Annotated in this window: 17 protein-coding genes and 5 tRNA genes; 9 read left to right on the top strand and 13 right to left on the bottom strand. The window is 62.7% G+C overall.

Going from position 1 to position 17,825, the window contains the following annotated elements; all coding sequences use genetic code 11:
* The 9 genes from ACF8Q6_RS14630 to ACF8Q6_RS14590 all read right to left on the bottom strand — a co-directional run bounded on the left by ACF8Q6_RS14630 (position 1) and on the right by ACF8Q6_RS14590 (position 8,493).
* Positions 1-1,278 carry a Zn-dependent hydrolase gene (locus ACF8Q6_RS14630; protein WP_019436796.1) on the bottom strand — a complete coding sequence of 426 codons (1,278 nt, stop codon included), beginning with the start codon at positions 1,276-1,278 and terminating at the stop codon, positions 1-3.
* Between the two features lie 152 nt (positions 1,279-1,430).
* Positions 1,431-2,126: an ABC transporter ATP-binding protein gene (locus ACF8Q6_RS14625; RefSeq protein WP_009683015.1), complete on the bottom strand. Its 696-nt coding sequence runs from the start codon at positions 2,124-2,126 to the stop codon at positions 1,431-1,433.
* On the bottom strand, positions 2,126-2,878 hold the full coding sequence (locus ACF8Q6_RS14620) for an ABC transporter ATP-binding protein (protein WP_012051121.1): 753 nt from the start codon (positions 2,876-2,878) through the stop codon (positions 2,126-2,128). The genes ACF8Q6_RS14625 and ACF8Q6_RS14620 overlap by 1 nt, the downstream gene beginning before the upstream one ends.
* The gene (locus tag ACF8Q6_RS14615) at positions 2,878-3,897 is read right to left on the bottom strand and encodes a branched-chain amino acid ABC transporter permease (RefSeq protein ID WP_003247567.1); all 1,020 of its coding nucleotides are present in this window, start codon (positions 3,895-3,897) and stop codon (positions 2,878-2,880) included. Before ACF8Q6_RS14615 ends, ACF8Q6_RS14620 begins: the two co-directional genes overlap by 1 nt.
* Before the next feature lies 1 nt (position 3,898).
* Positions 3,899-4,759: a branched-chain amino acid ABC transporter permease gene (locus tag ACF8Q6_RS14610; protein ID WP_003247565.1), complete on the bottom strand. Its 861-nt coding sequence runs from the start codon at positions 4,757-4,759 to the stop codon at positions 3,899-3,901.
* A 65-nt stretch (positions 4,760-4,824) separates the two neighbouring features.
* The gene (locus ACF8Q6_RS14605; protein WP_003247562.1) at positions 4,825-6,027 is read right to left on the bottom strand and encodes an ABC transporter substrate-binding protein; all 1,203 of its coding nucleotides are present in this window, start codon (positions 6,025-6,027) and stop codon (positions 4,825-4,827) included.
* 90 nt (positions 6,028-6,117) lie between these two features.
* The gene (locus tag ACF8Q6_RS14600) at positions 6,118-6,882 is read right to left on the bottom strand and encodes a FadR/GntR family transcriptional regulator (protein ID WP_010951884.1); all 765 of its coding nucleotides are present in this window, start codon (positions 6,880-6,882) and stop codon (positions 6,118-6,120) included.
* A 266-nt stretch (positions 6,883-7,148) separates the two neighbouring features.
* Positions 7,149-7,379 (bottom strand): PP0621 family protein, encoded by a 231-nt coding sequence (locus ACF8Q6_RS14595; protein WP_014589594.1) that lies wholly within the window; start codon positions 7,377-7,379, stop codon positions 7,149-7,151.
* Between the two features lie 94 nt (positions 7,380-7,473).
* Positions 7,474-8,493, bottom strand: coding sequence for an outer membrane protein assembly factor BamD (locus tag ACF8Q6_RS14590; protein WP_192907582.1), 1,020 nt, complete (start codon positions 8,491-8,493; stop codon positions 7,474-7,476).
* 147 nt (positions 8,494-8,640) lie between these two features.
* Here ACF8Q6_RS14590 and rluD point away from each other — a divergent pair, with 147 nt between their 5' ends.
* The 8 genes from rluD (at position 8,641) to ACF8Q6_RS14550 (ending at position 13,960) form a co-directional block, all read left to right on the top strand.
* A complete protein-coding gene (gene rluD / locus ACF8Q6_RS14585; RefSeq protein ID WP_003247554.1) occupies positions 8,641-9,603 on the top strand; it encodes a 23S rRNA pseudouridine(1911/1915/1917) synthase RluD in 963 nt (320 codons plus the stop codon).
* A complete protein-coding gene (gene pgeF, locus ACF8Q6_RS14580; RefSeq protein ID WP_392490422.1) occupies positions 9,600-10,340 on the top strand; it encodes a peptidoglycan editing factor PgeF in 741 nt (246 codons plus the stop codon). The genes rluD and pgeF overlap by 4 nt, the downstream gene beginning before the upstream one ends.
* Before the next feature lie 250 nt (positions 10,341-10,590).
* A complete protein-coding gene (gene clpB / locus ACF8Q6_RS14575; RefSeq protein ID WP_010951887.1) occupies positions 10,591-13,155 on the top strand; it encodes an ATP-dependent chaperone ClpB in 2,565 nt (854 codons plus the stop codon).
* A 362-nt stretch (positions 13,156-13,517) separates the two neighbouring features.
* Positions 13,518-13,593, top strand: a tRNA-Asn gene (locus ACF8Q6_RS14570).
* 4 nt (positions 13,594-13,597) lie between these two features.
* Positions 13,598-13,674 (top strand) — tRNA-Pro (locus ACF8Q6_RS14565).
* Positions 13,675-13,680: 6 nt separating this feature from the next.
* Positions 13,681-13,756: transfer RNA gene (locus ACF8Q6_RS14560), tRNA-Lys, on the top strand.
* A gap of 46 nt (positions 13,757-13,802) precedes the next feature.
* Positions 13,803-13,879 (top strand) — tRNA-Pro (locus ACF8Q6_RS14555).
* Positions 13,880-13,884: 5 nt separating this feature from the next.
* Positions 13,885-13,960: transfer RNA gene (locus ACF8Q6_RS14550), tRNA-Lys, on the top strand.
* Between the two features lie 190 nt (positions 13,961-14,150).
* Here ACF8Q6_RS14550 and ACF8Q6_RS14545 read toward each other — a convergent pair.
* From ACF8Q6_RS14545 to ACF8Q6_RS14530, 4 genes are all read right to left on the bottom strand, one after another.
* Complete coding sequence (locus ACF8Q6_RS14545; RefSeq protein WP_003247549.1) at positions 14,151-15,446, bottom strand: NAD(P)/FAD-dependent oxidoreductase; 1,296 nt, start codon at positions 15,444-15,446, stop codon at positions 14,151-14,153.
* Positions 15,447-15,530: 84 nt separating this feature from the next.
* The gene (locus ACF8Q6_RS14540; RefSeq protein WP_008091951.1) at positions 15,531-15,704 is read right to left on the bottom strand and encodes a DUF3094 domain-containing protein; all 174 of its coding nucleotides are present in this window, start codon (positions 15,702-15,704) and stop codon (positions 15,531-15,533) included.
* 132 nt (positions 15,705-15,836) lie between these two features.
* Positions 15,837-16,466, bottom strand: a complete 630-nt coding sequence (locus ACF8Q6_RS14535) for a DUF1780 domain-containing protein (RefSeq protein WP_003247546.1) — start codon at positions 16,464-16,466, stop codon at positions 15,837-15,839.
* A 55-nt stretch (positions 16,467-16,521) separates the two neighbouring features.
* Positions 16,522-16,953 (bottom strand): hypothetical protein, encoded by a 432-nt coding sequence (locus ACF8Q6_RS14530; protein WP_392490742.1) that lies wholly within the window; start codon positions 16,951-16,953, stop codon positions 16,522-16,524.
* An 86-nt stretch (positions 16,954-17,039) separates the two neighbouring features.
* Here ACF8Q6_RS14530 and ACF8Q6_RS14525 point away from each other — a divergent pair, with 86 nt between their 5' ends.
* Positions 17,040-17,747, top strand: a complete 708-nt coding sequence (locus tag ACF8Q6_RS14525; RefSeq protein WP_392490741.1) for an energy-coupling factor ABC transporter permease — start codon at positions 17,040-17,042, stop codon at positions 17,745-17,747.
* Positions 17,748-17,825: the final 78 nt, after the last annotated feature.

The raw sequence follows: 17,825 nt of genomic DNA, 5'->3' as shown, positions 1-17,825 counted from the left end.
TCAACGGGCTCCCGGGTTGGCGGCCTGGAACATGGCGCGCAACAGGACGTCGCAACCATCGGCCAGGTCCTGGGGCGCGGCATTTTCGATTTCGTTGTGGCTGATGCCGCCTTCGCATGGCACGAAGATCATCCCGGCTGGGCCCAGCTCGGCGAGGAAGATTGCATCGTGACCGGCGCCGCTGACGATATCCATGTGGCTCAGGCCCAGTGCACGCGCCCCCTGGCGCACGGCATCCACGCACTGCTCGGCGAAGTACAGCGGCGGGAAGTCGGCTGTCGGGGTCAGCTGATAGCTCAGGCCATGTTTCGCCGTGCTGTTTTCGATGGCTGCGCGCACTTCGCTGACCATGGCGTCGAGGTGCCCAGGGTCGAGGTGGCGCAGGTCGATGGTCATGTGCACCTGGCCGGGGATGACGTTGCGCGAGCCCGGGTGCAAGGTCAGGCAGCCGACCGTGCCGCAGGCATGTGGCTGGTGCGCGTGAGCGACGCGGTTGACCGCAGCCACCACCTCGGCTGCGCCGACCAATGCGTCCTTGCGCAGGTGCATGGGCGTGGGGCCTGCATGCGCCTCGACGCCGGTAAGGGTCAGGTCGAACCATTTTTGCCCCAGGCAGCCCTGGACCACGCCGATGGTGGTGCGTTGGTCTTCCAGTACCGGGCCTTGCTCGATATGCGCTTCGAAGTAGGCGCCCACGGCATGTCCGGTGGGCACGCGCGGGCCGGCGTAGCCGATGCGCTGCAACTCAGCGCCGACCGACAGACCTTGGTCATCGACCTTGTCCAGGGTTTCCTGCAGGCCGAACTTACCGGCAAACACACCCGAGCCCATCATGCAGGGCGGGAAGCGCGAACCTTCTTCGTTGGTCCATACCACCACTTCCAGCGGGGCTTCGGTGGTCAGGTGCAAGTCGTTGAGCGTACGCATCACTTCGAGGCCGGCCATGACGCCGTAGCAGCCATCGAACTTGCCGCCGGTGGGTTGGGTGTCGATGTGGCTGCCGGTCATGATGGGCGGCAGGGCAGGGTTGCGCCCGGGTCGGCGTGCGAAGATATTGCCGATGGCGTCGACGCTGACCGTGCAGCCGGCCTCTTCGCACCAGTGTACGAACAGGTCGCGCGCCTGGCGGTCGAGGTCGGTCAGGGCCAGGCGGCACACGCCGCCCTTGGCGGTGGCGCCGAGTTGGGCCAGGTCCATCAATGATTGCCACAGGCGCTCGCGGCTGACCAACGGGCCTTGGCCAAGCAGGTGCTGCGAGGGATCGATGCGGGTGTTCATGGTTCATCTCTCCTGAAATTACTGGGTGGCTTGTACCGGCCTATTCGCGGGAGAACCCGCTCCTGCAAAGGGCTCGCAGCGCTGGGGGTGGTGACACCTTTGTAGGCGCGGGTTTATCCGCGAAAGGGCCGGTACAGGTAAGCACGGTCGGGTCAGGCGCTAAGGGCCAGGTAACGGTTCTTGATGCTCGGGTCCTCGCGGAACTGCGCCGCACTGCCTTGGTAAGCGACGCGGCCCTGCTCCAGCACATAGTGGCGATCAGCAAGGGCATCGCAGACCATCAGGTTCTGCTCTACCAGCAGGATCGACAGCCCTTCGTCCTTGATCCGTCGCAGGATCTTCACCAGTTCATCGACAATCACCGGGGCCAGGCCTTCGGTGGGCTCGTCGAGGATCAGCAGCTTGGGGCCGTTGAGCAGGGCGCGGGCGATGGCCAACATTTGCTGCTCGCCACCGGACAGGGCGAAGCCACCGTTGCGGCGCCGCTCCTTCAGGCGCGGGAACATGCTGTACACGTCCTCCAGCTGCCAGCGGCTGGTCTTGCGCACGGCAATCTTCAGGTTCTCCTCCACGCTGAGCTGGCGGAAAATGCCGCGGTGTTCCGGCACCAGAGCAATGCCGAGCCGGGCGATATCGAAAATTTCGCGTCCGACCAACTGCTGGCCGTTGAAGCTGATCTGCCCCTGCCGTGGGCGGACGATGCCAAGGATGCTGCGCAAGGTGGTGGTCTTGCCTGCGCCGTTGCGCCCCAGCAGCGTTACCAGTTCGCCTGCCTCGACCTTGAGCGAGACACCTTCGAGCACATGGCTCTTGTCGTAGTAGGAATGGATCGAATCGACGTTGAGCATCAGGCGGCCTCTCCAAGGTAGGCGGTGCGTACGCGCTCGTCGTTGCGCACCTGTTCAGGGGTACCCTCGACCAGGATCTGGCCGTGACTCATCACCGTGATGCGCTGGCTGATCGACATGACAATGCTCATGTTGTGCTCGATCAGCAGCACGGTATGGTCGCGCCCAAGGTCGCTGATCAGGTCGGTCATCACCGGGATGTCGTCGATGCCCATGCCCGAAGTGGGTTCGTCGAGCATCAGCAGGGTGGGCTTGGCGCAGATCGACATGCCCACTTCCAGCACCCTTTGCTGGCCGTGCGACAGCTCGCCCGCCAGGGTTTCGGCACGGGCGCTCAGCTTCAGGCGCTCCAGCACCTGGTCGGCGGTGTTCCAGTGGCTGCGCTTGTGCTCGACGCTGCGCCAAAAGTTCAGCGCGCCCAGGCCATCACGGCCCTGGGCGGCCAGGCGCAGGTTCTCGCGCACGGAAAGGTTCTGGAACAGGCTGGTGAGCTGAAACGAGCGCGCCATGCCAAGCGCCACGCGCCCGTGGGACGGCTTACGAATGATGTCCTGGCCATTGAACAGGATCTTGCCGGCAGTGGCCTGACGTTCGCCGGTCAGGCAGTGGAACAGGCTGGTCTTGCCGGCGCCGTTGGGGCCGATAATGGTGTGGATGGTGCCGGCGCGCACTTTGAGGTCAACGCCCGCGACCGCCTTGAACGGCCCGTAGGCCAGCTCCAGTTGGCGGGTTTCCAGGAGGTAGTCGCTCATCACAGGGTCTCCTTGGTCTTGGCCTGGGGTTTGTCATCGGCATTGCGGGTGGCCAGCAGGCGCTTGCCCAGTTCGGTCAGGCCACCCCACAGGCCGCCACGCATGAACACCACCACCAGAATCAGGATCACCCCCAGCAGCATCAGCCAGCGTGGCCAAAGTTCCGACAGCACGTCACCCAGCAGCACGATGGCGCCGGCCCCCAGCAGCGAGCCGAACAGTGAGCCGGTGCCGCCGACGATGGTCATGATCAGGATGTTCTCGCTCATCATCAGGTCGATGTTCGACAGCGGCGCAAAGTGCAGCAGCATGGCGTACAGCGCCCCGGCGATGCCGGTGATGGCGCCCGACAGCATGAACACCAGAATCTTGAAATGGCGGGTGTCGTAGCCGATGGCGGCGGCGCGGGTCTCGTTCTCACGGATAGCCAGCAGGGTGCTGCCGAATGGCGAACGGATCACCCGCAGGGCTGCGGCGAAGATCAACAGGAACAGCACCGCGACGAACACATAGAAGTGCCGCGGATCGGCCAGGTCGACCAGCACATGGCCGGCGATTTCGATATTCGGCCGTGGCACATCAAGCAGGCCGTTGTCACCGCCGGTCCAGCCGCTGAGGGTATAGGCCAGGAAGTAGGCCATCTGGCTGAAGGCCAGGGTCAGCATGACGAAGTAGATGCCCGTGCGACGGATCGCCAGTGCGCCCACCAGCAGCGCGAGGAAGGCGCCGAACACAGCTGCGCCAAGCAGCGCGGCGAACATGCCCCACTGCAGGTGGATCATCAGCAGCGCTGCGCCATAGGCGCCCACGCCAAAGAAGATGCCCTGGCCGAACGACAGCAGTCCGGTGTAGCCGAGTAGCAGGTTGCAGGCCAGTGCGGCCATGGCAAAGATCAGGATCTCGGTGGCCAGGGTGGCCGAGGGCAGCAACAGCGGCAGCGCCACCAGGCTGGCAACTACCAGCGACAGCAGCGCCGGGGCGCGGCCCTTGGCGACTGGCAATGGGTTTTTCTCGCTCATCTCAGGCTCTCCCGAACAGGCCGTAGGGACGGACCAGAATCACTGCTGCCATGGCGCCATAGATCATCAGGCTGGCGCCTTGCGGCCAGAGACTGGTCATCATGCTTTGCACCACACCCACCAGCAGGCCGCCAACCAGCGCCCCGCCGAACGACCCCATGCCGCCAATCACCACCACCACGAAGGCAATGCCGAGGATTTCCGGGCCGACGAAGGGCTGGGCGCCCCGTAGCGGCGCAAACAGCACACCCGCCACACCTGCCAGGCCCACGCCCAGGGCGAATGTCAGGGAGAACAGGCGGAAAATGTTGGTGCCCAACAGCGACACGGTTTCGGTGCTTTCGCTACCGGCCCGCACCAGTGCGCCGAAACGGGTGCGTTCCAGCAGCAGCCACAGGCCAATACCGATCAGCGCCGCGAAGCCGATCAGGAACAAGCGGTAGTAGGGGTAGATGAAGTCGCCGAGTATCAGCACCCCGCGCAGTTCAGGTGGCACGGCAATGTTCTTGCCCACCGGGCCCCAGATCAGCACCGACGCTTCCTGGATGATCAGCGCGATGCCGAGGGTGACGAGGATCTGGAAGGTGTGCGGCAGGTGGTAGATGCGTTTGATCAACAGGCGCTCGACCGCCCAGGCCAGCGCGGCCACCACCAGTGGCGCAATCAGCAGCGCGAGCCAGAAGTTGCCGGTGACGGCCACGGCGGTGTAGCACAGGTAGGCGCCCAGCAAGAAAAACGCGCCGTGGGCGAAGTTGACGAAGTTGAGGAGGCCGAAAATGATCGTCAGGCCTACGGCGATGAGGAAGTAGATCATCCCCAGGCCCAGGCCGTTGAGCAGTTGGAACAGGTACAAATCGAGCATGAGCGTGCCCTCGACAGCGCGCCGGGCGGCTGCCTGTACAGGTGTTTGTGACTAACGCCGCAGCTTCAGGCCAGGGCGCAACCGGTGTGATCGACCTCGACGAACGAGCGGCCCGAACTGATGACTTCGGCCAGGTCGTCCTCGTCGCGCATCTGCCCCTGGGGCTTGCCGCGCAGCAGGTAGTAATCCTTGAGCACCTGGTGGTCACCCGGGCGGATCAGTTCTTCGCCGGTCGGGCCCTGGAAGCGCATGCCCTGCAATGCCGCAGACACGGCGGCCCCGTCCAGGCTGCCGGCCTTGACGATGGCCTCGAGCATCACCTTGGTGCCGATGTAGTCGGCGGCCAGCGGGTAGTTGGGGTTGATGCCATAGGCCTTGCGGGTGGCGGCGACCAACTGTTTGTTCAGCGGGGTGTCGACCTGGTGCCAGTACTGCGCACCCAGGTACACGCCCTCGAGCACGTCGCTGCCCAGCTCCTGGAACTGGTCGAGGCCGGCAGACCACACCATCAGCACTTTCATGCGGTCCTTGATGCCGAAGTTGACCGCCTGGCGCAGGGCGTTGGAGGCCTGGCTACCGAAGTTGAGCAGCACCAGCACGTCGGGCTTGGCGGCGATGGCGTTGGTCAGGTAGCCGGAAAATTCCTGCTCCTGCAGCGAGTGGTAGCTGTTGCCGATGTGTTCCACGCCGAGCTCGGCGAACACTTTGCGGGCGTTGTCCAGCAGGGCATCGCCGAATACGTATTGCGGGGTGATGGTGTACCAGCGCTTGGCCTGGGGCAGCTGGCGGCTCATCGGCACCAGGGTTTCGCGGATGGCACCATAGGTGGGCACCGACCAGCGGAAGGTTGAGGCATTGCAGTCCTTGCCGGTGATTTCATCGGCGCCCACAGGCGTCATGAACACGCCGCCGGCTTTGTGGATTTCCTTGGACACCGCCAGTGCCGAAGACGACAGGGTGCACCCCTGGAAGAAGCGTGCGCCATCCTGGCCGATGGCTTCCTGCACCTTGCGCACCGCCTTGCCGGCGTTGCCTTCGGTGTCGATGACTTTGTACTTGAGCGGGTGGCCGAGCAACTGCGGGTGCTCGGCGATGGCCAGGCGCGAGCCCATGTCGGCGTACTTGCCGTAGCTGGCGAAGGCGCCCGACATGGACTTGAGCCCATAGAAGGTCAGCGGTTGGTCGGCGAATGCCCGGTGTGCCCCCAAGGGGAGGCTACCTAAGGCACCCAGGGCAAGGCCTGCCTTGAGCAGGGTACGTCTTTGCATGAGTAACTCCTTGTTTGTGGTTATTAGGCAGGAGTGGCAATGACAAAGCGGGTACGGCCGGGCCTGTGTGCAGGCCTCTTTACAGGCGCATCAGTGGTGGTGATCGAACTCCAGCAGGAAGTTACGGGCAACCTCGCCTTCCAGCGCGGTCATGTGGTGCTCGGCGTCGCACATGTGTTCGTGCATCAGCCGGCGTACGGCGGGTTCGTCGCTGGCGCGCAAGGCGGTCAGCAGTTGCTTGTGGTAGCCGATGTTGGCGGCGGCGAACTGCTGGCGCTTGGGCAGGTAGGCCTTTTTCAGCACCACCAGGTCGCGCAGCAGGTCGTTGAGGAACACCGCCATGAAACGCAGCAACGGGTTGGGGCAGCGGTCGGCCAGCAGGGTGTGGAATTCAAGCTCCGCCAAGCGCTGCTCACGCTGGCCTTCTTCGCTGTCTTCCGGCGCGCTGCAGAAGTCGATGTTGGCCTGCAGCGCGGCATAATCGGCCTCGCTCAGCTTGCCCATCACCGACACCGCCAGTTCTACCTCGATGACTTTGCGCAGCTGGTACACCTGTTCGCCGTCCAGGTGCTGGAAATGCAGGTAGTTGCGCAGCGCGCGGCTGGCTGGCTCGGTGCCCACTTCGTTCAGGTAGGCGCCCCCGGTCGGGCCGGTGCGGGTGCTGACCAGGCCTTCGACTTCGAGCGCCTTGAGCGCTTCGCGGGCGGTGCCCTTGGAACATTCGAAATGCTCCATCAGTTCACGCTCGGTGGGCAGGCGGTCGCCGGGGTGCAGCGCTTCGGTGACGATCGAGCGCTTGACTGATTCGACGATGACATCGGACAGCTTCTGGCGCTTGCGTTTGGGTTTGAGCATTTCGCTATTTTTCATATTTATGCGGATAAATAGGATTTAGCGAACTTTGGCCGGATGGGTCAATGCTGGCGGTGGGGAGGGGTCGTAAATGGTGTGAAAGGGTCGGGGAGGGATATGTGGAACACGAAATTGCAGATAAAAACTGTGGGAGCGGGCGTGCCCGCGAACACCGGCGAAGCCGGTGCCATACACCGTGGTGCCTGCTTCGCGGGCAAGCCCGCTCCCACAGATTTCGAATGGGTTTCAGGATTGAACAGACATCGTGTTCAGCCTTGGTGGCCAGGGCCCTGCTGCAGGTGGGCCTGGCTGCAATACCACTCATTACCCTGCTGCAGCGCCCGGTCGTTGGGCAGGTGCACGCCGCAATGGGCACAGCGCACCATCTTCAGCGGCGCATCCAGCTTCGCCTCGGGGTGCGACTGCTGGCTGACTTTGTACTTGCGCCACAGCCAGAACGCGGCGGCGATCAGGGCGATCCAGAAAAGTAGGCGAACCATGGTGTCCAGCTTGTCGATTGAAGAAGCCAACAGTCTAGGACGCGGCCAATAAAAAAGGGAGGCCCAAGGCCTCCCTTTCATTCACCGCTGAAGGTCAGTCGAACAGACCAAAGGTCATGTAGCTGAACCAGGAACGGTCTTTCTCGGCTTCTTTCGGGCCTTCTGGCACGATCGGGTCGCCGTTCTCGTCTTTAGGCAGCAGCTCTCGCGGCATCTCGTCGCGCGCGTCCTGGAACTGCTTGACCACGTCCTGGTTGGCGCGGGTTTCGCCTGGCGGCAGCGGGGTATCGGTTTCGATCAGGCCCAAGGTGGCCTTGGACAGCCAGCCGCGGCCGTCAGACTCGGTCTGCTTGGGCTGGAACTCGCCATCGACCAGGCTCGGGTGGTCCGGGTAGTTGAGCTTGAGGGTTTCCAGGCTCGTGGCGGCCAGTTCGTCCAGGTGCAGCTTCTGGTACGACTCGACCATCACCGCCAGGCCGTCACCGACAGACGGGGTTTCCTGGAAGTTTTCGACCACGTAGCGGCCACGGTTGGCAGCCGCTACATAAGCCTGGCGGCTCAGGTAGTAGTCGGCCACGTGGATTTCGTACGAAGCCAGCAGGTTGCGCAGGTAGATCATGCGCTGCTTGGCGTCTGGCGCGTAGCGGCTGTTGGGGAAGCGGCTGGTCAGCTGGGCGAACTCGTTGTACGAGTCGCGGGCGGCACCCGGGTCGCGTTTGGTCATGTCCAGCGGCAGGAAGCGCGCCAGCAGGCCACGGTCCTGGTCGAACGAGGTCAGGCCCTTGAGGTAGTAGGCGTAATCGACGTTCGGGTGCTGCGGGTGCAGGCGGATGAAGCGCTCGGCGGCCGACTTGGCGGCCTCGGGCTCGGCATTCTTGTAGTTGGCGTAGATCAGCTCGAGCTGCGCCTGATCGGCATAGCGGCCGAACGGGTAGCGCGACTCCAGGGCCTTGAGCTTGTTCACGGCGCTGGTGTAGCTGGAGTTGTCCAGATCAGCCTGGGCCTGCTGGTACAGTTCGGCCTCGCTGAGGTTCTCGTCAATGACCTCTTTATTAGAGGAACAGGCCGCGGTAAGCCCGAGGATGGCGATCAGCAGCAGGTGTTTCACTTGCATGGCGGCTTGCGTCCCTTTGACGGCCGCTGTCTTGGGCGGTGCCGTCCTGTTATGATGAGCGCCCCGGCCAACCCCGGGACAAAAGAAGCCGTATTTAACCACAAGCTCGCAGCCGAAACCAAAGGCTGTGCGCCCGCCGAATCGAGCATGTCCGAGATCATTCAACTTAGCGCAGAGGTACCGTCCGAACTGGGCGGCCAACGCCTCGACCAGGTCGCCGCCCAATTGTTCGCCGAGTACTCGCGTTCGCGGCTAACTTCGTGGATCAAAGAGGGCCGCCTGACGGTCGATGGTGCAGTCGTGCGCCCTCGCGACCTTGTTCATGGCGGCTCTCTGCTTGCCCTGGAGGCCGAACAAGAGGCCCAGGGCGAGTGGATCGCAGAAGATATCGAACTGGATATCGTCTACGAAGACGACCACATCCTGGTGATCAACAAGCCTGCCGGGCTGGTTGTGCACCCGGCGGCCGGGCATGCCAGCGGCACCCTGCTCAACGCGCTGCTGCACCATGTGCCAGACATCGTCAACGTGCCGCGCGCCGGTATCGTGCACCGCCTGGACAAGGACACCACCGGCCTGATGGTGGTGGCCAAGACCCTGCAGGCGCAGACCAAGCTGGTCGAGCAGATGCAGGCCCGCAAGGTCAGCCGTATCTACGAGTGCATCGTGATTGGCGTGGTGACTGCCGGTGGCAAGATCGACGCGCCCATCGGCCGTCACGGCGGCATGCGCCAGCGCATGGCTGTAACCGACGGCGGCAAGCCGGCGGTCAGCCACTACCGCGTACTCAAGCGCTTCCGCTCGCACACCCATGTGCGGGTCAAGCTGGAAACCGGCCGTACCCACCAGATTCGCGTGCACATGGCCCACGTGGGTTTCCCGCTGGTTGGCGACCAGACGTACGGCGGGCGCTTCCGTATTCCGCCCGCTGCCAGCCCGACCATGGTCGAGGCGGTCAAGACCTTCCCGCGCCAGGCGCTGCATGCGCGTTTCCTCGCCTTGGCCCACCCGATTACCGGTGAAGTCATGAAGTGGGAATCGCCACTGCCGGATGACTTCGTCTGGTTGCTGTCGCTGCTGAACCAGGACCGCGAGAGCTTCATCGGATGAGTGACCTGACGCAGGCGTTGCTGTTCCCCGACTGGCCGGCCCCGGCCTCGGTGCGCGCCTGTGTCACCACCCGTCAGGGCGGCGTCAGCTTACCGCCTTACGAAACCTTCAACCTCGGCGACCATGTTGGGGATGACCCTGCCGCGGTTGCCGAGAACCGCCGCCGCCTGAGCGAACAGTTCACCATCCAACCGGCCTGGCTCAAGCAGGTGCATGGGCGGGTGGTGGCGGATGCCGACCCGGCGGTGGTCGCCGAGGCCGATGCCAGCTGGACCCACCAGCCTGGCATTGCCTGCACCGTGATGACCGCCGATTGCCTGCCTGCGCTGTTCTGCGACCGTGCCGGCACCCGCGTGGCGGCGGCACATGCGGGCTGGCGCGGGCTGGCGGGTGGCGTGCTGGAAGCCACGCTGGACCGGCTGGCGCTGCCGCCAGAAGAGGTGCTGGTGTGGTTGGGGCCTGCCATCGGCCCGCAAGCGTTCGAAGTGGGGCTGGAAGTGCGTGATGCCTTTACCGCCGTGCACCCGCAAGCAGCTCGGGCATTCGTCGACGGCGAACGGCCAGGCAAGCTGTTGGCGGATATCTATGAGCTGGCGCGTATTCGCCTGGCTGCCCGTGGCGTGACTGCTGTGTATGGCGGTGGTTCGTGCACGGTCAGTGATGCGCGGTTCTTCTCCTATCGCCGTACCCCGCAGGGTGGGCGTTTTGCATCGTTGGTCTGGCTGGACCCGCGCTAGCCTGTACCGGCCTCTTCGCCAGCACGCCCGCTCCCACAGAGATTCCGCAAACGTTGAAACCGGTGGTGTACCTGTGGGGGCGAGTATGCCCGCGAATGGCCCCCCATTAATCCAACAGGTTGACTTTGGTCAACCCCGCTACGCTTGAATCTTCCAGAATCAGCCTTATCTATAAAGTCATCTCAGGCAGGTTTCTTTATAAACAGGCGCTGTCCATCGCTCCGACCTGCCCTTTAAAGGAAGGTACACCATGCGAATAGACCGTTTAACCAGCAAGCTGCAACTTGCAATATCCGATGCCCAGTCTTTGGCCGTTGGCATGGACCACCCTGCCATCGAGCCCGTGCACCTGTTACAGGCGCTGCTCGAACAGCAGGGCGGCTCCATCAAACCGCTGCTGATGCAGGTAGGCTTCGACATCAATGGCCTGCGCCAGGGGCTGGTGAAAGAGCTCGACCAACTGCCAAAAATACAGAACCCTACCGGCGACGTGAACATGTCGCAGGACTTGGCACGCCTGCTTAACCAGGCAGACCGCCTGGCACAGCAGAAGGGCGACCAGTTCATTTCCAGCGAGCTGGTGCTGTTGGCCGCCATGGACGAAAACAGCAAGCTCGGCAAGCTGCTGCTGAGCCAGGGCGTGAGCAAGAAAGCGCTGGAAAATGCCATCAACAACCTGCGTGGCGGCGCGGCAGTGAATGACGCCAACGCCGAGGAGTCGCGCCAGGCGCTGGACAAATACACCGTCGACCTGACCAAGCGTGCCGAGGAGGGCAAGCTGGACCCGGTCATTGGCCGTGACGATGAAATCCGCCGTACCGTGCAGGTGCTGCAACGCCGTACCAAGAACAACCCGGTGCTGATCGGTGAGCCTGGCGTGGGTAAAACCGCCATCGCCGAAGGCCTGGCCCAGCGCATCATCAATGGTGAAGTGCCCGACGGCCTCAAAGGCAAGCGCCTGTTGGCGCTGGACATGGGCGCGCTGATTGCCGGTGCCAAGTACCGCGGTGAGTTCGAAGAGCGCTTGAAAAGCCTGCTGAACGAACTGTCCAAGCAGGAAGGCCAGATCATCCTGTTCATCGACGAACTGCACACCATGGTCGGCGCCGGCAAAGGCGAGGGCGCCATGGACGCCGGCAACATGCTCAAGCCGGCCCTGGCCCGCGGCGAGCTGCATTGCGTAGGTGCCACCACGCTGAACGAGTACCGCCAGTTCATCGAAAAGGACGCCGCCCTGGAGCGCCGTTTCCAGAAAGTGCTGGTCGAGGAGCCGAGCGAGGAAGACACCATCGCCATCCTGCGTGGCCTGAAAGAGCGCTATGAAGTGCACCACAAGGTGGCCATCACCGACGGTGCAATCATCGCTGCGGCCAAGCTCAGCCATCGCTACATCACCGACCGCCAGCTGCCGGACAAGGCCATTGACCTGATCGACGAAGCGGCCAGCCGCATCCGCATGGAGATTGACTCCAAGCCGGAAGTGCTCGACCGCCTTGATCGCCGCCTGATCCAGCTGAAGGTGGAGTCGCAGGCGCTGAAGAAAGAAGAAGACGAAGCGGCGAAAAAGCGCCTGGAGAAGCTGACCGAAGAAATCGAGCGGCTGGAGCGTGAGTATTCCGATCTGGAAGAAATCTGGGCTTCGGAGAAAGCTGAAGTGCAGGGCTCGGCGCAGATCCAGCAAAAGATCGAGCAGTCTCGCCAAGAGCTGGAAGCCGCCCGTCGCAAAGGCGACCTGAACCGCATGGCCGAACTGCAGTACGGGGTGATCCCGGACCTGGAGCGCAGCCTGCAGATGGTCGACCAGCACGGCAAGACCGACAACCAGTTGCTGCGCAACAAAGTCACCGAGGAAGAAATTGCCGAAGTGGTGTCGAAGTGGACCGGCATTCCTGTGGCCAAGATGCTCGAAGGCGAGCGTGAGAAGCTGCTGAAGATGGAAGAGCTGCTGCACCAGCGGGTGATTGGCCAGAGCGAGGCGGTAACCGCCGTAGCCAACGCCGTGCGCCGCTCACGTGCCGGGCTGTCCGACCCGAACCGGCCAAGTGGTTCGTTCCTGTTCCTCGGCCCGACCGGTGTGGGCAAGACCGAACTGTGCAAGGCGCTGGCTGAGTTCCTGTTCGACACCGAAGAGGCGATGGTGCGCATCGACATGTCCGAATTCATGGAGAAGCACTCCGTAGCGCGCCTGATCGGTGCACCGCCAGGCTATGTCGGGTATGAAGAGGGCGGTTACCTGACCGAGGCCGTGCGGCGCAAGCCTTACTCGGTGGTGCTGCTGGACGAGGTGGAAAAAGCCCACCCGGATGTGTTCAACGTGCTGTTGCAGGTGCTGGAAGACGGCCGCCTGACCGACAGCCACGGGCGCACCGTGGACTTCCGCAACACCGTGATCGTGATGACTTCCAACCTGGGCTCTGCGCAGATTCAGGAACTGGTGGGTGACCGCGAGGCACAGCGTGCGGCAGTGATGGATGCGGTGGGGGCGCACTTCCGTCCGGAGTTCATCAACCGCATCGACGAAGTGGTGGTGTTCGAGCCTTTGGGCCGCGAGCAGATTGCCGGTATTACCGAAATCCAGCTCGGCCGCCTGCGCAGCCGCCTGCTGGAGCGCGAACTGTCGTTGAGCCTGAGCCCAGAGGCGTTGGACAAGCTGATTGCCGTGGGTTACGACCCGGTGTACGGCGCGCGGCCGCTGAAGCGGGCGATCCAGCGCTGGATCGAGAACCCGCTGGCGCAGCTGATTTTGGCCGGCAAGTTCCTGCCCGGTACGGCGATCACCGCCAAGGTGGAAGGCGACGAAATCGTCTTTGGCTGATTGTGTTGCACCATGAGCCCCGCGTTTGCGGGGCTTTTTTTGCCTGTTGCCAATGCCGGCACAGCCCAGCTATTTCGGGCCTTTGCGCCAATCCGGGGTAACCGCCTGAAATTTTTGAAATTTTTGCTTGCATCAAATTTAGAGTGCCCCTAATATACGCCGCGTTGTCAGGCACTAAGCGAATCACCAGCAACATCAGTGATCGCAAAACAACTTACAAATCAGTAAGTTGAATGAAAAAAAGTGGTTGACAAGCAAAACGAAGAATGTAGAATAGCCGGCCTCAGCAGCGACAACGCGAAAGCGAAGAAGCCAAAGAGTCCGAGGCGAACACAGTCTTCGGAGTTGTACCGAAGTTCAGTTCCGCGATAGCTCAGTCGGTAGAGCAAATGACTGTTAATCATTGGGTCCCTGGTTCGAGTCCAGGTCGCGGAGCCAATCTCGGGGTGTAGCGCAGTCCGGTAGCGCGCCTGCTTTGGGAGCAGGATGTCAGGAGTTCGAATCCCCTCACCCCGACCATTTTCAGGGTCGTTAGCTCAGTTGGTAGAGCAGTTGGCTTTTAACCAATTGGTCGTAGGTTCGAATCCTACACGACCCACCATGTAGAAAAGGGCATCTCAAAGAGATGCCCTTTTTTTTGAAACACTCGGGGTGTAGCGCAGTCCGGTAGCGCGCCTGCTTTGGGAGCAGGATGTCAGGAGTTCGAATCCCCTCACCCCGACCATTTTTGGGTCGTTAGCTCAGTTGGTAGAGCAGTTGGCTTTTAACCAATTGGTCGTAGGTTCGAATCCTACACGACCCACCATGAACAAAGGGCATCTCGCATGAGATGCCCTTTTTCTTTTGCCTTGAAAAATGCGCCCATCGGCGCAATCCCACCTGCATCTATTTGCCACACCGCCCCTTTGTAGGAGCGGGTTCACCCGCGAATGCGGCAGTGCAGCCACCATCGCATTCACAGGTAAACCCGCGCCTACAGGGCATGGGGGCGCCTGTTAGTGCAACTTCAGGCGCGGCTCGGTACCCCGGCCAATCTTGCTGCCCAGCATCATCAACGCTGTGCGGAAGAACCCGTACAGCGCCATCTGGTGCATGCGGTACAGCGACACATAGAACATCCGCGCCAGCCAGCCTTCCAGCTTCACGCTGCCCATCAGGTTACCCATCAGGTTGCCCACCGCCGAGAAGCGCGACAGCGACACCAGCGAGCCATAGTCCTTGTACTCGTACGTCGGCAGGGCCTTGTTCTCCAGGCGCGCCTTCAGGCTTTGCGCCAGCATCGAAGCCTGCTGGTGCGCCGCCTGTGCGCGCGGCGGCACGTTACGATCGCTGCCAGGTTGCGGGCAGGCGGCGCAGTCACCGAAGGCGAAGATGTTGTCGTCGCGGGTGGTTTGCAGGGTAGGGCGCACGACCAGCTGGTTGATGCGGTTGGTTTCCAGGCCATCGATGTCCTTGAGGAAACCTGGCGCCCGGATACCGGCTGCCCACACTTTCAGGCTGGCCTGGATCACTTCACCGTCCTTGGTTTTCAGGCCGTCCTCGGTCACTTCACTGACCGCGGCGTTGGTCATCACCTTCACCCCGAGTTTTTCCAGGGTTTTGTGAACCGGTACGCTGATGCGCTCTGGCAGCGCCGGCAGAACGCGCGGGCCCGCCTCGATAAGGGTGATGTGCATGTCCTTGGGCTGGATGCGGTCCAGGCCATAGGCCGCCAGCTCGTGGGCAGCGTGGTGCAGCTCGGCCGCCAGCTCTACACCGGTGGCACCGGCGCCGACAATGGCCACGCTGATTTTTTCGCTGGCCACGTCGCCGGCGTGGGCACGCAGGTAGTGATTCAGCAGTTGCTGGTGGAAACGCTCGGCCTGCTTGCGGGTATCCAGGAACAGGCAGTGCTGCGCTGCGCCCAGGGTGCCGAAGTCGTTGGTGTTGGAGCCCACGGCAATCACCAGGGTATCGTAGCCCAGGGTGCGCGCAGGCAGCAGCTCGCGGCCCTCTTCGTCGAGGGTGGCAGCCAGTTGAATCTGCTTGCCTTCACGGTCCAGGCCGCTCATGCGCCCCAGCTGGAAATTGAAGTGGTTCCACTTGGCCTGAGCCACGTAGTTCAGTTCGTCTTCCGAGGAGTTCAGCGAGCCGGCGGCCACTTCGTGCAGCAGTGGCTTCCAGATGTGCGTGAGGTTGGTGTCGACCAGGGTGATTTCGGCCTGCTTGCGCTTGCCCAGGCTTTTACCCAGGCGGGTCGCCAGTTCCAGGCCGCCGGCGCCGCCGCCGACAATCACGATGCGATGAGTCATGGGAATATCTCATAAGGTTTACGGAATTCGTGGCCCTGGGGGCCGGCCGCAAACTGCATGAGGGGAGGGCGAGCGCGAAGCAGCTCATAGCACCAGTCCACTCAGCAGGCGGCTGATGAGACCCAACCCGATGGTCACGGCCAGCACCAGCACAAGGAGCAGCCACGGCCGGAAGGGCCTGCGCTCGACTTGGTGCTGGGGGGCTCGCAGATACTCATCGACACGACGCTGATCTTCCGGGTTCAGGCGGCTGGTCATGGTGGGCCTCGTCAGGTAGACGTTTGTGACTGCGCAAACGCTACAGCGTTCGCGCAGGCGCTTGAAACAAATGATAATGCTTTCTATCCCTGACGCCGAGTGTACGCCATCGCAAACAGTCGCTGCACTGGATCAAAGACTGATGCCTACGTCGAAGACGATACTGCGGCCCAGGTTGCCGCGCAGGAAATCCGGCGCATCGGGGTGGGCAAACAGTACCCGGGCAAAGGTTGGCCCAACCAGCGACAACGAACGCCAGCCCTGGCGCAGGTATTCGGTAGGCGGCGGGAAGTGGGTGTTGAGGTCGAGCACTTCGCGCTTGAGGCTGGAGAACGCGATGATGTCCAGCTCGTTCAGCTCCAGCCCGCGTTCCCGGTAATTGTGCGCCTTCTTGCGCAAGGTGGGCGCCAGGCGCCCCAGCAGTTCGGTGGCACTGATGCGCCGTGGGCGTGCTTCGCGGCGTACCAACTGCGCCAGGGAAAACGCACTGCGCCGCCGCTGCAGCTCCTCGCGCCATTCATCGTTCAGCCGGCGGCCCTCGTCGAGCACGAAAAACACCTCGAAGGCGGCGTCGCGGAACAGCACGTCTGGTGGCTCCTGCCCCGCCGGTGTGAAGTCCTCGCTGCGGTAGGGGATGTTCAGCCCCTGTAACAGGCGCTGGCACACCCAACGCTCCCGCTCCCACTTACGGGCGTTGGAGAGAAAGGCATTGGCTTGTTCGGCCTGGATGGTAAGCAGGCGCAGGTAGTCTGAGTCATCCATGCAGACAAGCTTAGCCGCTAATCGATGACGGTAAGATGCTGTTTAAGCGTGAAAATCAGCCCAGCACCGGCCACTGCTGCACCAGCCCGACCAGATGCACCACGCCAAAGCCCAGGCAGATCAGCGAACTGACCACGATAAAACGCTGCGAACGCCCGGTGCCCGCCAGCAATCCTGGCCCCAGCAGACCGCGTAGCAAGTACACCAGGGTGATCAGGCAAATGACTGGCAGCAGCAAGGGCAGCCGCCCGATCGCCCCGGCAGCCGACAGCGCATAGGCCGACCAGGCCAGCAACACGCAGGCGATAGCGGCGGTGATCAGCGCCGGGTAGCAGCGGCCCTTTTCGGCGGCCACCGCCATGCGCTCACCGGCCCCGAACAAACGGTACCAACGCGGCCCCACGGCGATGATGGCCAGGTGAAGTATGCCGATGATGGCGTTGAGTGCCGCTGCCAGTAGCAGGGCGGGGTTGGTTCCTTCCAGCATGACCAATGCTTCCTGCATCGAATGGAAGCGTCAGCCTACCGCAGCCGAAGGAATGGGAGAATGGGTGTAGACTCGGTTTTATCCACATGGCCGCAAAGGGTATTGTTCAGGTGATCAGCGCGCAGGTGTTATCCGGCACCACCCTTACCCTTGGCTGGCTGGGTTATGTGCCGTTGTTGATCTGGGCGGTGAGCCGGGTTCGCTGGGTGGAACTGTTTACCGACCGGCGCCGCCAGCATTTGCTGTTTGGCACGGTGTTCTGCCTGTTTGCGCTGTGGCTGGTGCGGCGCGACTTTGATACCGGGGTGTCGTACCACTTTATTGGCATGACGGCGGTCACCCTGTTGCTGGACTGGCCGCTGGCGGTGCTGGGTGGGTTCATGGCCCAGCTCGGCTTGCTGGCGCTTGGGCGACAAGACCTGGCGGCGTTGGGGGTGAACGGCTTGTTGCTGATTGGTTTGCCGGTGCTGATTACCGAGGTGTGCGCGATAGTGGTCGAGCGCGCCCAGCCGCGAAACCTGTTCGTTTATATCTTCTGTTCGGGGTTCTTCCCGGCAGCGCTGACCGTCCTGGTTTGCGTCCCCGCAGCGCTAGGGGTGTTGTGGCTGGACGGGCGTTTTGCCCTGCCGGAGTGGCTCAGCGACTTTGTGGGCTACCTGTGGCTGATGATGTTCCCCGAGGCGTTCATCAACGGCATGGTGATCAGTGCGCTGGTGGTGTTTTGCCCCGAGTGGCTGGAAACCTTCAACCGGACGCGGTACCTGCAGGCGCCGTGGAAGGAAGAGGAGCGATGATCATGCGGCGGCTCTGCCATCACATCTAAAACCTGACGCGGTCTCTGTGGGAGCGGCCTTGTGTCGCGAAAGGGCTGC

The organism is Pseudomonas sp. GLN_2 (assembly GCF_043106005.1).
Lineage (GTDB): Bacteria > Pseudomonadota > Gammaproteobacteria > Pseudomonadales > Pseudomonadaceae > Aquipseudomonas > Aquipseudomonas alloputida.
The sequence above is the reverse complement of the archived record's forward strand: the minus strand, read 5'-3'. Positions and strand labels throughout refer to the sequence as shown.

Coding starts and splice junctions, on each gene's coding strand:
- ACF8Q6_RS14630 (WP_019436796.1), bottom strand. CDS start 1,278: ATGAACACCCGCATCGATCCCTCGCAGCACCTGCTTGGCCAAGGCCCG.
- ACF8Q6_RS14625 (WP_009683015.1), bottom strand. CDS start 2,126: ATGCTCAACGTCGATTCGATCCATTCCTACTACGACAAGAGCCATGTG.
- ACF8Q6_RS14620 (WP_012051121.1), bottom strand. CDS start 2,878: ATGAGCGACTACCTCCTGGAAACCCGCCAACTGGAGCTGGCCTACGGG.
- ACF8Q6_RS14615 (WP_003247567.1), bottom strand. CDS start 3,897: ATGAGCGAGAAAAACCCATTGCCAGTCGCCAAGGGCCGCGCCCCGGCG.
- ACF8Q6_RS14610 (WP_003247565.1), bottom strand. CDS start 4,759: ATGCTCGATTTGTACCTGTTCCAACTGCTCAACGGCCTGGGCCTGGGG.
- ACF8Q6_RS14605 (WP_003247562.1), bottom strand. CDS start 6,027: ATGCAAAGACGTACCCTGCTCAAGGCAGGCCTTGCCCTGGGTGCCTTA.
- ACF8Q6_RS14600 (WP_010951884.1), bottom strand. CDS start 6,882: ATGCTCAAACCCAAACGCAAGCGCCAGAAGCTGTCCGATGTCATCGTC.
- ACF8Q6_RS14595 (WP_014589594.1), bottom strand. CDS start 7,379: ATGGTTCGCCTACTTTTCTGGATCGCCCTGATCGCCGCCGCGTTCTGG.
- ACF8Q6_RS14590 (WP_192907582.1), bottom strand. CDS start 8,493: ATGCAAGTGAAACACCTGCTGCTGATCGCCATCCTCGGGCTTACCGCG.
- rluD (WP_003247554.1), top strand. CDS start 8,641: ATGTCCGAGATCATTCAACTTAGCGCAGAGGTACCGTCCGAACTGGGC.
- pgeF (WP_392490422.1), top strand. CDS start 9,600: ATGAGTGACCTGACGCAGGCGTTGCTGTTCCCCGACTGGCCGGCCCCG.
- clpB (WP_010951887.1), top strand. CDS start 10,591: ATGCGAATAGACCGTTTAACCAGCAAGCTGCAACTTGCAATATCCGAT.
- ACF8Q6_RS14545 (WP_003247549.1), bottom strand. CDS start 15,446: ATGACTCATCGCATCGTGATTGTCGGCGGCGGCGCCGGCGGCCTGGAA.
- ACF8Q6_RS14540 (WP_008091951.1), bottom strand. CDS start 15,704: ATGACCAGCCGCCTGAACCCGGAAGATCAGCGTCGTGTCGATGAGTAT.
- ACF8Q6_RS14535 (WP_003247546.1), bottom strand. CDS start 16,466: ATGGATGACTCAGACTACCTGCGCCTGCTTACCATCCAGGCCGAACAA.
- ACF8Q6_RS14530 (WP_392490742.1), bottom strand. CDS start 16,953: ATGCTGGAAGGAACCAACCCCGCCCTGCTACTGGCAGCGGCACTCAAC.
- ACF8Q6_RS14525 (WP_392490741.1), top strand. CDS start 17,040: ATGGCCGCAAAGGGTATTGTTCAGGTGATCAGCGCGCAGGTGTTATCC.